Below are 14760 nucleotides of genomic sequence, written 5' to 3'. Positions count from 1 at the left end.
TCCAGCTGCTTGAGCGGCAGTCTAGTGTTTATCGATGGAGATTGGCTTTGAGTACCCGCATCCAACCTTTTAGTTCGCAACACCTAGAAGCAGCATGTCGTGTTCTCGCTGATACGGAACGTGGCTTGAGCGGCACTCAAATTGGATATCTTCTCCAAGACATTCGCGTTCCAGACGCCGACGCCAACAACACCAAGTGGAAGCGCTTGTTCAACGCTTTGGCACAAATGCAAAACCAGCATCAGGTCGGAAACCATCTCATCCTTTTCATCAACAGCGCTATGAATCCTGTGAGCTACGCCCGAGATCGTGAGGCCTTTAATTGGCGCAGGGATGAGCTCAATGTTGTCCTAGCATTCTCGGGATTCTATGTGCGCGATTATGGAAAGGTCGGGCGTGCGGACAAGGCAACCACTCTGGATGTGGCCCGTGCCCGTGTAGGTCGGCTCAAAGCTGCGTTAGAAGCCCGAGCAGTGCATGAGGAGGTTGTGAAATATTGCCGGGCAGAACTGTTGAGCGAAAATTACTTCCACGCCGTATTTGAGGCTACAAAGGGGATTGCGGCACGAGTCCGAAGTCTGTCGGGCTTGAATGGTGATGGCGCCGACTTGGTGACAAAGGCTTTCCTGGGGCAAAGCCCAGTGCTTGCGGTGGGGCCCTTGGCCACCGAGTCTGAGAAAAGTGAGCAGAAGGGATTCGCGAATCTGCTAATCGGACTGTTCGGCGCCGTCCGGAATCCTTTGGCGCATGCGACAAAGATAGATTGGCCTATGTCCGAGCAAGACGCGCTCGACATTCTGACGATGGTATCGCTGATGCATCGTAAGCTTGATGTCACTCGCAAGATAAACCCTTAGGTTCAGTAGGGCGAGCCAGCGGATTTATTCGGCCGCTTTGTGCCGACTCACCTCTATCGAGAAAAATGCGATGCCGGTCTATTTCATTGGTAAGCGTACGGTAAATACGTCTTGCGCAGCTCAGCCCGGCATCCATGTATGCGGCAACAGCTAACGGCTCGATCTCACTAGCCTTCTGCATTGGCAGCCGAATGCGATCTTGAGTAATCAGCTCAGCAATGTGCAAATGCTGCACATTACTGTCTGCTGTCTGCTGTCTGCCGCTTCAGCGCCTGCCGATGACTTCCAACAAGGCGTGGTCAGCAGGTCGAAAATCTACTTGTTGCAAATAGATTCCTAGGTGAAATTCGTATAGTTTCGCTGTACGTAACCACATGAGATACGTAGCTATGGCACTGGACTGCATTATGTGCGGCAACCCGGCGGGATCGCGGGAGCACGTGTTCCCCGCCGCATTCGGAGGACGGAGGAAGAACAAAGGGATTTACTGCGAAGACCACAACGAAGGTCTCGGCCACCACGTAAAGGAGTTGATGAAGGCGCTGAGCTATTTCAACGCCTCGCTAGGGGTTCGATCCGATCACTACGATGCCCCTCAGCCACATCAGATAGCTCAGCCAAATGGGCAGCGGTTCCAGGCGCTACATGACGACATCGAGGTCGCTCCACCACCTCCTTTGAGTCAGACTCCAGAGATTTTGGGCAAGGAAGCTGTCTTGGCATTTGCCTCTATCCCTCAGCGAGATAGGTGGATCACGGAGCAGAAGAAGAAAGGCTTTGAATTCCTATCTGCCGTCACGGGTGAGTCTCGGACTGAGTATTTCCCGACGGGGATGAACCAGCGCTTAGAGTTTGGTTCCGATGAGTTTCGATGTGCTTTGGCCTACGTGGCGCTCACTCTCCTATCGCATTACTTTCCAGATGTGTCGCGTCTTGGTGCACTGTCCTCAATCAAAAAATGCATCCTCGGCGAAGAGTTGATAGGTGATCGGGTTTGGTGGGTAGATCCATCCCGCGTTACGGTGCCTTCCGATAGCTCGTTCCCACACGTTCATTCAGTCGTGATTGAGATATCGGGAGCAACGGGAAAGGCTACTGGCCTCATCACGCTCTTCAAACACCTCTGCCTTGCCGTAGATCTAGGCGTATTACCTCAAGGTGCCGAAAAGCGCATTACAATCTTGATAGATCCATTAGCGCAGCGGCCTGGGCTCAATAAGGATGTGCTTGAAATACCTGGCGGCTCGCCGTTGAACGTCCCACCACGAGAGGACGGCCGAAAGTACCTGCAGCAAATGGTAAACCAGGAAAAGCCCAATCCTGTAACAGAGATCTTGCGTGAGCACCGCGATATACATATGGCTCGCCTTGGCGAAGACTTACTTCCGCGACTGTTGGCAGCGCAAGAGATGAATACCGCTGAGCGCCTCCACCACGTTCGAATGATCATTGATGAGCAGGGGCAGCGGATTTTGAACTTGCTCAACCGAGGGATCAAAATGGCGGTTGAGGGGCCGCTCGAGTTGCCATCTCTTGTAATTGATGCCTTGAAGCTGGCTATCGTTGAGGACAGCTCTACGAAGCATGGGATGGCCGAGAGATCGATGGGCTACCTAATTCTCGCTAAGTCAGCAGTGATGGCTGAAGCAATTCGGCACCTAGATGCAGGGACTATGGACGAGGACACGCTACAACAACTCTTTGGCGATGGATTGGGCATAGCGATAGCAACAAAACCGGTGACTACTGCAGTGATTAACACCACCGAACTCAGATCCTGATAACCTGGTTTGGCGGTTGCCGCCGAGCGCACATGGCAGGCTGGGGTGGGTATCTGCAAATATGGTGAGCGCGGGCGGAGAGCGCAGGCTGCTTCGCTCGGGGCGGCACGTCACAAGCGGAACGTATGGCAACTATCGCAGGGGTAAAATGTACTCCTTGCGTAGCGCTCGGCGGCGATTTGGTAACAGCTGCATGCGAGTGTTTCTAGGAGTGTGCTGTTGAGCCTCAGGCTGAGGGCATCCTTTTCAAACCATCCCAAGCATGCCCTCAGATGTGCCCCCGAATGTGGCAATCCACTGGAAGTGGTTGGATCTCCATAGTCTATGAAAAGGCAGAAATGATCAGATAAATAACCTGTCCGGATACTCCTAAAGACTATCCGGATCGCCAAAAAACATCTGAATCCGCGACCTCAACCACCGCTCCCCCGGATCATTATCCTGCGCCCCCCTCCAGGCCATGTGCAATTCAAACGTGCGCGTCTCGATCGGCAGGTCTTCAGACCGAACGCCGCCCGCCGCCGTCAGCACTTGCGCAGCATAATCAGGCACGGTGGCGATGATGTCGGTGCCGGTCAGCAGCGTGGCCAAGCCGTTGAACTGCGGTACGGCGAGGACGACGTGGCGTTTGCGCTCGAGTTTTTCCAGGTGCTCGTCAATAAACCCGCTCAGGTCGCCGGCAAATGACACCAAGGCGTGGGGGCGGGCGCAGAAGTCGTCGAGGCTCAGGGGGCCGGGTATCGAGTCGGCACGCAACAATTGTGGCTTGCTTCTGCGCAATACCTTGCGCTTGGCGTTGGCGGGCAGGTCCTGGGTGTAGCTGACGCCGACCGAAATCTCTCCCGAGGCCAGCAGTGGTGGCATCAGGATGTAGTTGACCCGCCTGACGACCAGCACGATCCCCGGTGCTTCGGAGCGCAGGCGCTTGAGCAGGGTGGGCAGCAGGGCGAACTCGACGTCGTCCGACAAACCGATGCGGAATACCGAGGTGCTGGTGGCCGGGTCGAACTCTGAGGCCCGGCTGACGGCAGTCGAAATGGAGTCCAGCGCCGGGGAGAGCAGGGCGAAGATTTCTGTGGCGCGGGCGGTTGGCTCCATGCTGCGGCCGGTACGCACGAACAACGGATCGTCGAACAGTCCACGCAGGCGAGAAAGCGCGGCGCTGATGGCTGGCTGGCCAAGAAACAGCTTTTCCGCCGCACGCGTGACGCTGCGCTCATGCATCAGGGTTTCGAAAACGATGAGCAGATTGAGGTCGACGCGACGCAGGTCGTTACGATTCATGCGGAATATCTCGGGCCATTTGTCGGTTGAGGACGTGAGCAGGGTGCGATAGTACGAGCAAATGCGGGTCCGGCGCAGGGAAAATTAATGGCATGGGCGCGGAATGTCCACATGGCTTGCAATGTCTGGTCGACATGCGAACAATGGCGGCCATTATGCATAGTGGCGTCCAGACGCTGTCTGGCCGCGACATGTAGCTCACAGGACACAATCGATGACAGGCATGTCGACTATCAATAGCCACCGATAGTGTTCCCGGCAATGCCCGGATAAAGTTTGTGGCATCAAGGTTTACCAGGCGAGGTTCTAAATGTCCCGCACGATCCGTTTTCACCAGTTCGGCCCGGCCGAGGTGCTCAAGCTTGAAGAGCAGCCCGTCGCGTCGCCTGCACCCGGCGAGGTGCAGGTTCGCGTCCAGGCTATCGGTGTCAGCTGGTACGACGTTCTATGGCGGCAAAACCTCGCCTCTACCCAGGCGCGGCTGCCTGCCGGGCTGGGTTACGAGATGGCTGGCGTGGTCACTGCGCTGGGCGACGGGGTCGATGATCTGCAGGTGGGTGACAAGGTCGCCAGCTTTCCCGCGGCCGATGCCAATCAGCATCCGGTTTATGGCGAATGCATCGTCATGCCGCGCCTGGCGCTGACCCGCTACCCGGATGTGCTGACGCCTGTCGAAGCCAGTGTGCATTACACGCCGTATCTGGTGGCGTACTTTGCCTACGTCGATCTGGCGCGCATCAAGGCTGGCCAGACGGTGTTGGTCACCGACGCCAGCCATTGTTCCGGTCCTGCGTTCGTGCAGTTGGGTAAGGCGCTGGGTGTTCGTGTCATCGCTGCGACCAAGACCGAAGATGCGCGTGAGTACCTGCTTTCGCTGGGTGCCGACAAGGTGGTGGTCACCGAGGAGCAGGACTTGCTGATGGCGATCAACAAGTACACCGACAATCGCGGCGTCGATGCGGTTTTCGATGGCCTCGGTGGCCCGCAGATGTCGATTATGGGTGATGTGCTCGCGCCACGCGGCAGTCTGGTGCTGTATGGCCTGCAAGGCGGCAATCAGACGCCGTTCCCGGCCTGCGCAGCCTTCCAGAAGAACATCCAGTTTTACGTGCACTGCCTGGGCAACTTCACCGGCAAGCCGGAATTGGGCATCACTCAGGATCAGCAGGCGTTGCAGCGTGCGTTGCGGGATATCAACCAGATGACCGCCGACAATATCCTGAAGCCGTTGCAGACGCGCAGCTTCCCGTTCGATCAAGTGGTGCAGGCGCACCGTTACATGGATGTCTGTCCGATCGGCGGGCGTGCGGTGCTGGAAATCGAGCCCGTCTGATTCAGCGCTTTCTCACACCTGCGGTTGCTGTCTCGAAAGCCTTCCCTACGGAAGGCTTTTTGCGTTTCGCTGCCAAAAACTGCTGTTGATCGATTATTTCAAAACGACTGAAAATAACGGGCCGACATTTCAGAAGTGCGCACCGTCGTATGGGTTTTTCATGTGCGACTTACGGTTTATTTAAGTTTATCGGCTCTGTCAGTAATACAAGTGCAAAGTTGGCGTTTCCTACGGGTTATGACGAAAACGCGATGGGGTGCGAATAAGGTGGGGCGCTGGAGAACCTTTATTGGCCTGTCTGCAAGTCTGGAAGTGAATGCGTCGAGAAACGTTACTGCCTTGATAGGGATAAAGGCATGATTAAACGGTACGTTTAAATTAAGTTTAGTTTTCTGGTGGAATACGCAGTTTTCAAAAGCAAACTGTCTATTGTAATTGTTTTGCAGATACTGATAATGCGTCGGTAATTACTACTCAGGGAATGAGTCATGCTCGACTACACATTTGATTGTCAGGCTGATGTTCGATGCTGTGCCCGTACGTTGCCGTGTCTTGTTCAACAGGCAGGTGACCTACAATGAGTTCTATTCACGAACAGGCAATGAATTACGTCTACCAACAAGTGCTGCAGCGTTTGTTGGGGTATTTCAGCCGTGCTGAGCGCACGGCATTGCAGTTGCTGATTCAGCGGTTGATTGTCGCCGCTGGAGGGATCGAGCGAATATCCGGCTTCAAAGTGCTGGTGGCGTTTGGCGGCGGCAAGGACAGTGCCTATACGCTGGCGTTTTTGAGGGCTGCGCAGTTGAGCATTGCCTGTCGATCGCCCGGCACGTTCAATTTGCGGGTCGCCAATCGGCGTCACGCGGGTATGACGCCGGCGGTGATGGGCAACATCAACCGCACCTATTCAGCGTTGTTTCTGTATGACGACCCTCGCGTCGAAATGCTGGTCATCGACAACCAGTACACCCAGGCTTTCGAGCCGGACCTGCCTTTTTCCAGCGCAGGCCGTGAGCAGAACCGCCTGGATGTGCTGCTCGGTGGCCATCTGTCCGCTGGAGACGCACGCACGACATTTTGCAATACCTGCTACCTCGGGCTGGCGGAGTTTCTCGGCCGGGCCCTGAGTTGGGGTAACGGTGTCGATGCAGTGGTCAGCGGCGACTCGAGAAAGGAGCAGAGACAGTACATCACCTGGATCATGCGCCTGGCCCAGCGTACCGGGCAGCACTCGGGTCGCTGGGGCAACCAGACCCTGAACGGGGTGCTCAAGGTGATCGACACGATCGGCCAGGCCTACTACAACGAACTGTATGGGGAGGGCGATGACGTCCCACGTGTTATGCGACCCATTACTTGCCCTGACAAAGCCACCGCGCCCGCTTTTATCAGCATTGCCGACCTCATTAGTTGCACGGCGGACGAGCACTGGAACCTGCTCACCGAGTTTCTGGATTTTCGCTTCGACGATCTGGCGTTCAGCTTCAGCGAGTCCGATTGCGCCAACCCGGTGCTGATGGCCCATATGCGCGGCCTGACCGCAGAGTATCTGCAAGGGCGCAGTTATACTGACGGAATAGCCGAGTACCTGGAACTGGCCACGTCACTGATGCGCAGAAAGCAGATGCCGCCGCGGCTGATTGACCAGGCACTCGGCGCCTATGCCGGTCGGGCGCGTATCGATACGCGTCGCGAACTGGCCGCAAGCTTCGCTCAGGACGGTTTTGGCCTGAATGAAACACAGTTGGTCTGCCTGCTGTTCTCACCTTTCGTGAACCAGGGCGACGGCCTGGAAGATTTTCTGCGCCGCTGTCATTCCGGCATGCTGGTAGCGCTGCCGGATCTGCACAAGGTGCTGTCAGGCTCGACGGCGCCTGATCAGGTCGTGCAGTGGCTGGTGGAAATCAGTGGCTTGAGCCTCAGGGAACTGCAGAACCTCTACCGCAAGCAACGTGTGGATTTCGACGACGAGCACTCAATCATCGCCAGAATTCGCGCCGCGGACCCTGACAAACGCCGGGTCATGAGCGTAGATCCGATGACCGGTCAGGCGGTGGCGCACGTGCTCTCCGGGCGCTGAACATGAAAAACAACGCCGATTTCGCCTATCAGGCGGTCTATCGCTACCTTGTGCAGTTGGTTGATCAGGGGCAGGGCGAGTCGGCGCTCAAGATGCCGTCGCTGCGTCATCTGGCCCAGCGCCTGCGTGTATCGATATCCACGGTACAAAGTGCCTATTCGCTGCTGGAAAAAGAGGGGCGCATTTATTCCGTTGCCAAGTCGGGTTATTACTCGGCACCGCGCAGCGCAGCTATTGAAGTGCGGGCACGCTTTGACAGCGACGGCGATCTTTTACAGATGCACCATTACTACGCTCGACGTTCTGGCATGTCGTTGTTGAGCAGCGATGCGCCGACGCTGTTGCAGGCGCAGGAAAGTCCGCTGCTGGCGATGGAGCACGAACTGGTTCGGAATTATCCGCGCCCTCGGCAAGCTGATTTCCAGCCTTTCGGCGAACTGCAATTGCGCATCGCGCTGGCAGCCCGTTACACCCGCGGTGCCGAGCATTGTTGGCACGCCGACAATGTTCATGTCGCCCCTGACGTACATGGCGCATTCAAGGCCGTTATCGAAACCCTGGGGTTGCGCGGCGGTGCGGTACTGGTCGAGTCGCCTTGCGCCTGGGGCTTGCTGAGGTTGCTGCGGTCATTCGATATTCGGGTCATCGAATTACCACTGGACGAGACCGGCAGCCTTGATCCAATACAACTTGAACGGCTGTTGCTGGAAAATAACGTCGGCCTTGTTGTATTGCCTTCAATGTTCAACTCAGTGCGAGGCAGTGTGCGACTGTTGTGCAATAGCCGGGCAGTGGCCGAAGTGCTTGACCGACATCAGGTCTGGGTGCTGGAAAACGACAGCCACGGTGCCTTGCAGTTTGCCGCCGATCAAATCTGCCTGCGTCACTTGATTGACCCGCAGCGTCTGATCATCATCGGTACGTTCGAAAAATGCCTTGGGCCTGAAGCCCCTTACGGTTATCTGCTGTGCAAGAACCTCGACGCGCGGTGGCAGGCGTATTTCCTGCTGCGCGCCTTTGAACTGCCGCCCACTCGTCAGCGAGCCATCGCCCGGTTGTGCAGCAGCGGCCGTTTGGACAAGCACTTGGCTCAGTTACGAGAGGCGCTGGCTAGACACCTGCAATTGATGATGCAGCACCTGGATGAGCACACGGACGGATTGTTGCGCTACGAGGTGCCCGAGGGTGGCTGCGGGATCTGGGCCCGAAGCGTGTATCCGGTGGACATGCGCCAGGTCTTCAACAGGCTGCTGGCCAAGCGCATTGTCATCACGCCCGGTGAGCTGTTCAGCCTGGAGAGCCTCTATGGGCAACATCTATGGATCAGCTACGCGATTGACTGGAGTCGCGATCCGGGCGAACTGTTGAGCGCACTGGCGCAGGCATTACACCTGGCACGTCAGCCTTGAGCGCTGGCAGGGTGGGCCGTCGATCCATTTGTGTTTGCCAGACGTGATCCAAGGCTGTTAACTGTACGCCCGTCCAGTATCCACAACCAACGGCCCTCCAGCGCAGTGACCCCAATTGCCCCCGTCCATCCCGATCCAGCGCCAGCAATGGTCAGCGATCCGCCTGCACGTTATGCAGTGGCAGTGCGCGCTTTGTGCGAGTTCACGGCCAAGGTGGGTGATCTCGATCTGCGTTTCACGCCATCGCCAACGGCGCAGGAAGGGATTGCCGGGCATCGCACAGTCGCGTCGCGTCGTGGTGCCGATTATCAGGCCGAGCTGGCGCTGAGCGGCGATTACCATGAGCTGACGGTGAGGGGCAGGGCAGACGGCTACGACGCAGGCCGCAACCAGTTGGAAGAAGTGAAAACCTATCGCGGCGAGCTGGACGCCATGCCCGCCAACCACCGTCAGTTGCATTGGGCGCAGGTGAAGGTGTACGGCTGGCTGCTCTGCCAGCGTCTGCAACTTGAAGAAGTGACGCTGGCGCTGGTGTATTTCAACATTGTCAGCGAGCAGGAAACCCTGATTCGTGAGCCGTTCAGCGCTGCGACCCTGCGACGGTTTTTCGAGCAGCAGTGCACGATATTCCTCTGCTGGGCGCGGCAGGAGCTGGCGCACACTCAGGTGTTGCACCAGACGCTGGGCAGCCTGAAATTCCCCCATGCCTCGTTTCGTACCGGCCAGCGAGCGCTTGCCGAGTCGGTGTACAAGGCGGTGAGCACGGGCTGTTGCCTGATGGCCCAGGCACCGACCGGCATCGGCAAGACCGTGGGCACGCTGTTTCCGTTGCTCAAGGCGGCGCCTGTCCAGAAGCTCGACAAGATTTTCTTCCTGACCGCCAAGACGCCGGGGCGGCGGCTGGCGCTGGATGCGCTGGAAGTCATCAGGCACAGTGCGCCTGAACTCAGGCTGCGGGTGCTGGAGTTGGTGGCGCGGGACAAGGCCTGTGAGCATCCGGACAAAGCCTGCAACGCAGATTCCTGCCCGCTGGCCCGTGGCTTTTACGACCGTCTGCCTGCCGCACGCTCGGCGGCACTGGAGTCGCCCTGGCTGAATCAGGCTGGCGTGCGCGAGGCCGCTTTGCTGCATCAAGTCTGTCCGTATTACCTGAGCCAGGAACTGGCGCGCTGGGCCGATGTGGTCATCGCCGACTACAACTATTACTTCGACTTGAGCGCGCTGTTGTTTGGCCTTGGCCAGCTCAATCAATGGCGGGTGGCGGTACTGGTCGATGAAGCGCACAACATGGTCGAGCGGGCGCGGCAGATGTACAGCGCAAGCCTCGATCAGAGTCAACTGAAAGCGTTGATTCAGAACGCGCCCGACCCGGTGAAAAAAGCCCTGCAGCGCGTGGATCGGCAATGGAATGCACTGCACAAGGTGCAGGCCGGCGCCTATCAGGCTTACCCGGCGGCACCGGACAAATTCCTCAACAGTCTCAACCTGTGCATCTCGACCATCGGTGACCATTTCAACGAGCACCCGCAGGCGGTAGATGGCACGTTGCAGGGGTTTTATCTGGAAGCCATCGGCTTTGCGCGCATTGCCGAGCTGTTCGATGAGCACTTCATTTTCGATATCACTCGGCGCGATGCCGGTGGCAAGCGCGTCCTGTCGCGCCTGAGCCTGCGCAACGTGGTGCCGGCACGCTTCATTCGCCCGAGACTGAGCGCTGCACGCAGCACCGTGCTGTTTTCCGCGACACTCAACCCACGGCATTACTACACGGACTTGCTCGGGCTACCGGCCAATACGGCCTGGATCGACGTCGAGTCGCCGTTCCATCACGATCAACTGGACGTGCGCATCGTCAGCCGCATTTCTACCCGTTTTACTCATCGGCAGGCGTCTCTGGCGCCGATTGTCGAACTGATGGCTACGCAGTTCGCAGCCCGGCCGGGCAACTATCTGGCGTTCTTCAGCAGCTTTGATTACCTGTTACAGGTGGCCGAACTGATGGCACGCACGCATCCGCATATTACCCTTTGGCAGCAGGCACGAGGCATGGCCGAAAGTGAGCGCCATGCGTTTCTCGAACGTTTCACCCTGAGCAGCCAGGGCATCGGCTTTGCGGTGCTGGGCGGTGCTTTTGGCGAAGGCATCGACTTGCCGGGGGCTCGTCTGATCGGCGCATTCATTGCCACCCTGGGGCTGCCGCAGCTCAACCCGGTCAATGAGCAGTTCAAGCAACGCATGGCTGCGCTGTTCGGCGCGGGCTACGATTACACCTACCTTTACCCCGGTGTGCAGAAGGTCGTGCAGGCGGCGGGGCGGGTGATTCGCAGCCAGAGTGATAGCGGCGTGGTGATGCTGATCGATGACCGTTTTGCCGAACGCAAGGTGGCGCAACTGTTCCCCGCGTGGTGGCGGCCTGAAACCGTTGACGGCTGAGGGATCGATACCCGAGCAACGCTGTCGAACTGCCAGTAAACTGCCGCGCTGATCATGGTTTTAGCCGTGGCAGCCTTTTTTCAGTATTCATGGAGGTTGTATGAGTCTCAGTCCTTTCGCCGGCAAGCTGGCACCTGCGCAGTTACTGGTAGATATTCCGAGACTGGTCACCGCTTATTACACCGGCCAGCCTGATGCATCAGTGCCGACCCAGCGCGTTGCTTTTGGCACTTCCGGGCATCGCGGCACCTCGTTCGAGCTGGGCTTCAACGAATGGCACGTGCTGGCTATCAGCCAGGCCATCTGTCTGTACCGCAAGGCCAACGGCATCGACGGCCCTTTGTTTCTGGGTGCTGACACCCATGCGCTGTCCACGCCAGCCGCTGCCACCGCGCTTGAAGTGCTGGCTGCCAATGGCGTGCAGGTGATGATCTCCGAAGGTGACGAGTACACGCCAACGCCTGCGGTGTCTCACGCCATCATCTGTTACAACCGTGGCCGCACGTCCGGGCTGGCTGACGGCATCGTCATTACCCCGTCGCACAACCCGCCGCAAAGCGGTGGCTTCAAGTACAACCCGCCCAACGGCGGCCCGGCCGACAGCGATATCACCAAGTGGATCGAGAACAAGGCCAACGAACTGCTGGCCGATAAGGTCGTCGGCGTTTCGCGCATCAGCCATGAAAAAGCCTTGCGTGCCGACACCACGCACCGCCATGACTACGTCAATAGCTACGTCGCTGACCTGAAGAACGTCATCGATCTGGACGCCATCCGCGATTCAGGTTTGCGTCTGGGTGTCGATCCGCTGGGCGGGGCAGGGGTCAATTACTGGTCGGCGATCGGCGAGCATTACGGCCTGAATCTGGATGTGGTCAACAAATTTGTCGACCCCACGTTCCGTTTCATGACCGTTGACTGGGACGGCCAGATCCGTATGGATCCTTCCTCCAGCCACGCGATGCAGAGCCTGATCGGCCTCAAGGATCGTTATCAGGTGGCGTTTGCCTGTGACCCGGACCACGACCGTCACGGTATCGTCACCCCGACCGGCGGTTTGATGACGCCCAACAGCTACCTCGCCGTGTCCATCGACTATCTGTTTCAGAACCGCCCTGACTGGCGCGCTGATGCCGCGGTCGGCAAGACCGTGGTCAGCAGCGGCATGATTGACCGTGTGGCCGCACGTCTGGGCCGACGCCTGTACGAAGTGCCGGTCGGCTTCAAGTACTTCGCTCAGGGGCTGTTCGAGGGTTCGCTGGGCTTCGGCGGTGAAGAAAGTGCCGGTGCTTCGTTCCTGCGTCGCGATGGTTCGGTGTGGACCACCGACAAGGACGGCCTGATCCCGGCATTGCTGGCGGCAGAAATGACCGCGCGCACCGGTCGCGACCCGAGCCAGATCTACAAGACCATGACCGATGAGCTTGGCGAGCCGTTCTCGACCCGCGTCGATGCCAAGGCCAACCCGCAGCAGAAGGCGTTGCTGAGCAAGCTGTCGCCGGAGCAGGTCACGTCCACTGAGTTGGCCGGCGAGCCGATCCAGAAAGTGCTCAGCAATGCGCCGGGCAATGATCAGGCGTTCGGCGGCGTGAAAGTCATGACCGAAAACGGCTGGTTTGCAGCGCGCCCGTCGGGCACCGAGGACATCTACAAAATCTACGCCGAAAGCTTTGTCAGCGAAGATCACCTCAAGCGCCTGGTGGCAGAGGCTCAGGTATTGGTGGACGGGGCGATTTCGCCGAAGTAAATGACTGTTTTATTCAATGCCCGAAAAACCTCGAACCGCAAACGGTTCGGGGTTTTTCAGCTTTTGACGCGGTGGTCAGTCGCGGTAGAAGACCTGCACCAGGTGGTAGCCGAATTTGCTTTTGATCGGGCCGTGCACCACGCGTAGCGGCTTTTTGAAGATCACCTGATCGATAGCGCCGACCATCTGGCCGGGCCGCACTTCGCCCAGATCACCGCCACGTTTGCCCGACGGGCAGCTAGAATGTTTTTTAGCCAGCACGTCGAATGCCTCACCCTTGGCGATGCGCTGCTTGAGCTGTTCGGCCTCTTCGGCGGTCTTCACCAGAATATGGCGGGCTTGGGCTTTCATGTCGCAATATCACCTGTCGCAAAAGGCTGCCATTATGCCTGTCCTTGTCTGCCGACGCCCGCACAGGTCACAAACGGCTGACAGCGTTGTCCTGCTGCACGCGTGCCTCCACTAAGGCCCATCGTTTTTCACTTCATTTTGTACGGTATTGATTATGGATTTTCCGGCGTTGTTGAAGATTCTGGCCAGTCAGGACGGATCTGACCTTTATCTTTCTACCGGAGCACCGCCGTGTGCCAAGTTCAACGGCGTGCTCAAGCCGCTGAGCAGCGAAACCCTCAAGCCTGGCGAAGTGGCGGTGGTTGCCCAGGGGCTGATGGACGAGGAGCAGAAGCTCGAGTTTGTCCGGGAACTGGAGATGAACCTCGCGGTGTCATTGGCGGGCATCGGCCGGTTCCGGATCAATATCTTCATGCAGCGCAACGAAGTGTCTATTGTCGCGCGTAACATCAAGCTGGACATTCCGCGCTTTGAGGACCTTTTCCTGCCGCCGGTATTGCTTGACGTGATCATGGAAAAACACGGTCTGGTGCTGTTTGTCGGTGCCACCGGCTCGGGTAAATCGACCTCGCTGGCGGCACTGATCGATTACCGTAACCGCAATGCCAGCGGGCACATCATCACCATTGAGGACCCGGTCGAATTTATCCATCGGCACAAGAAATCCATCGTCAATCAGCGTGAGGTCGGCGTCGACACCCGCAGCTTTCGCGCGGCACTGAAAAACACTCTGCGTCAAGCCCCGGATGTGATTCTGATCGGCGAGATCCGCGATCGCGAAACGATGGAGCACGCGCTGGCATTTGCCGACACCGGCCACTTGGCGATTTCGACCCTGCACGCCAATAACGCCAACCAGGCGCTGGACCGAATCATCAACTTTTTCCCGGAAGAGCGGCGTGCGCAGCTGTTGCACGACCTGGGCAACAACCTCAAGGCGTTCGTGTCTCAGCGGCTGGTAAAGACGCCTGATGGAAAACGGCGCGCGGCGGTGGAAGTGATGATGGGCACGCCGACTATCCGCGACCTGATCCAGCGTAATGAGCTGACTGAACTCAAGGGCATCATGGAAAAGTCCGGCAGCCTCGGGATGCAGACGTTCGATACCGCGCTGTTCAACCTGGCCGTCGATGGCGCGATCAGCGAGGAAGAAGCGTTGAAAAATGCCGATTCGCAAAACAACGTTCGTCTGCGCCTCAAGCTGCACAGCGAGAACGGAGTGGCTAACCTGACCACGCCGCCCCCGGCACCGACCGGCAGCAGCACAGCCAGCACCGCCGAGTGGGGCCTGGTCGACGATGACGAGCCGGGGCCGCAGGCGTAAATCGGGTAACGCTGCGCTCGTCCGCGAACTGCCGGGAACCGGCAGCAAAACCAGCTGCCTCGGTGCACCAGATACAACCAGGGTGGCCGGTTTCAGGACCGCTTCGCAGCCCATCGCGGACAAGCGAAGCGTCGCCCGGTCCCAAGCCCTCAGGGCATAAG

Annotated in this window: 10 protein-coding genes; 8 read left to right on the top strand and 2 right to left on the bottom strand. The window is 58.2% G+C overall.

The features are described 5' to 3' along the window. Positions 1-47 precede the first annotated feature (47 nt). Together QRN38_RS22325 and QRN38_RS22320 are read left to right on the top strand one after the other, a co-directional pair. Entirely contained in the window at positions 48-857 is an 810-nt protein-coding gene (locus tag QRN38_RS22325) for a TIGR02391 family protein (protein WP_057417733.1), read from the top strand. A gap of 389 nt (positions 858-1246) precedes the next feature. Next, positions 1247-2638: an HNH endonuclease gene (locus tag QRN38_RS22320; protein WP_057417732.1), complete on the top strand. Its 1392-nt coding sequence runs from the start codon at positions 1247-1249 to the stop codon at positions 2636-2638. A 369-nt stretch (positions 2639-3007) separates the two neighbouring features. Here QRN38_RS22320 and QRN38_RS22315 read toward each other — a convergent pair whose 3' ends face one another. Next, entirely contained in the window at positions 3008-3922 is a 915-nt protein-coding gene (locus QRN38_RS22315) for a LysR family transcriptional regulator (protein ID WP_054069179.1), read from the bottom strand. Between the two features lie 310 nt (positions 3923-4232). Between QRN38_RS22315 and QRN38_RS22310 the strand changes: the two genes are divergently transcribed. From QRN38_RS22310 to pgm, 5 genes are all read left to right on the top strand, one after another. Next, positions 4233-5255: a zinc-dependent alcohol dehydrogenase family protein gene (locus QRN38_RS22310; RefSeq protein ID WP_057417731.1), complete on the top strand. Its 1023-nt coding sequence runs from the start codon at positions 4233-4235 to the stop codon at positions 5253-5255. A gap of 577 nt (positions 5256-5832) precedes the next feature. Continuing rightward, positions 5833-7335 carry a hypothetical protein gene (locus QRN38_RS22305; protein ID WP_057417730.1) on the top strand — a complete coding sequence of 501 codons (1503 nt, stop codon included), beginning with the start codon at positions 5833-5835 and terminating at the stop codon, positions 7333-7335. A 2-nt stretch (positions 7336-7337) separates the two neighbouring features. Beyond that, on the top strand, positions 7338-8744 hold the full coding sequence (locus QRN38_RS22300; protein ID WP_057417729.1) for an aminotransferase-like domain-containing protein: 1407 nt from the start codon (positions 7338-7340) through the stop codon (positions 8742-8744). A 105-nt stretch (positions 8745-8849) separates the two neighbouring features. Then, on the top strand, positions 8850-11177 hold the full coding sequence (locus tag QRN38_RS22295) for an ATP-dependent DNA helicase (protein ID WP_174518897.1): 2328 nt from the start codon (positions 8850-8852) through the stop codon (positions 11175-11177). Between the two features lie 100 nt (positions 11178-11277). Further along, positions 11278-12924 (top strand): phosphoglucomutase (alpha-D-glucose-1,6-bisphosphate-dependent), encoded by a 1647-nt coding sequence (gene pgm / locus QRN38_RS22290; RefSeq protein WP_007246443.1) that lies wholly within the window; start codon positions 11278-11280, stop codon positions 12922-12924. Between the two features lie 75 nt (positions 12925-12999). On the opposite strand, the gene QRN38_RS22285 is transcribed toward pgm, so the two are convergent. Next, positions 13000-13275, bottom strand: a complete 276-nt coding sequence (locus tag QRN38_RS22285) for a peptidylprolyl isomerase (protein WP_003373489.1) — start codon at positions 13273-13275, stop codon at positions 13000-13002. A 154-nt stretch (positions 13276-13429) separates the two neighbouring features. Between QRN38_RS22285 and QRN38_RS22280 the strand changes: the two genes are divergently transcribed. After that, entirely contained in the window at positions 13430-14599 is a 1170-nt protein-coding gene (locus QRN38_RS22280; RefSeq protein ID WP_044389985.1) for a PilT/PilU family type 4a pilus ATPase, read from the top strand. Positions 14600-14760: the final 161 nt, after the last annotated feature.

The organism is Pseudomonas sp. CFBP2511 (assembly GCF_030209255.1).
Classification (GTDB): domain Bacteria; phylum Pseudomonadota; class Gammaproteobacteria; order Pseudomonadales; family Pseudomonadaceae; genus Aquipseudomonas; species Aquipseudomonas avellanae.
Note: the sequence above shows the minus strand (reverse complement) of the source record. Positions and strands in the feature narration are given on the sequence as shown.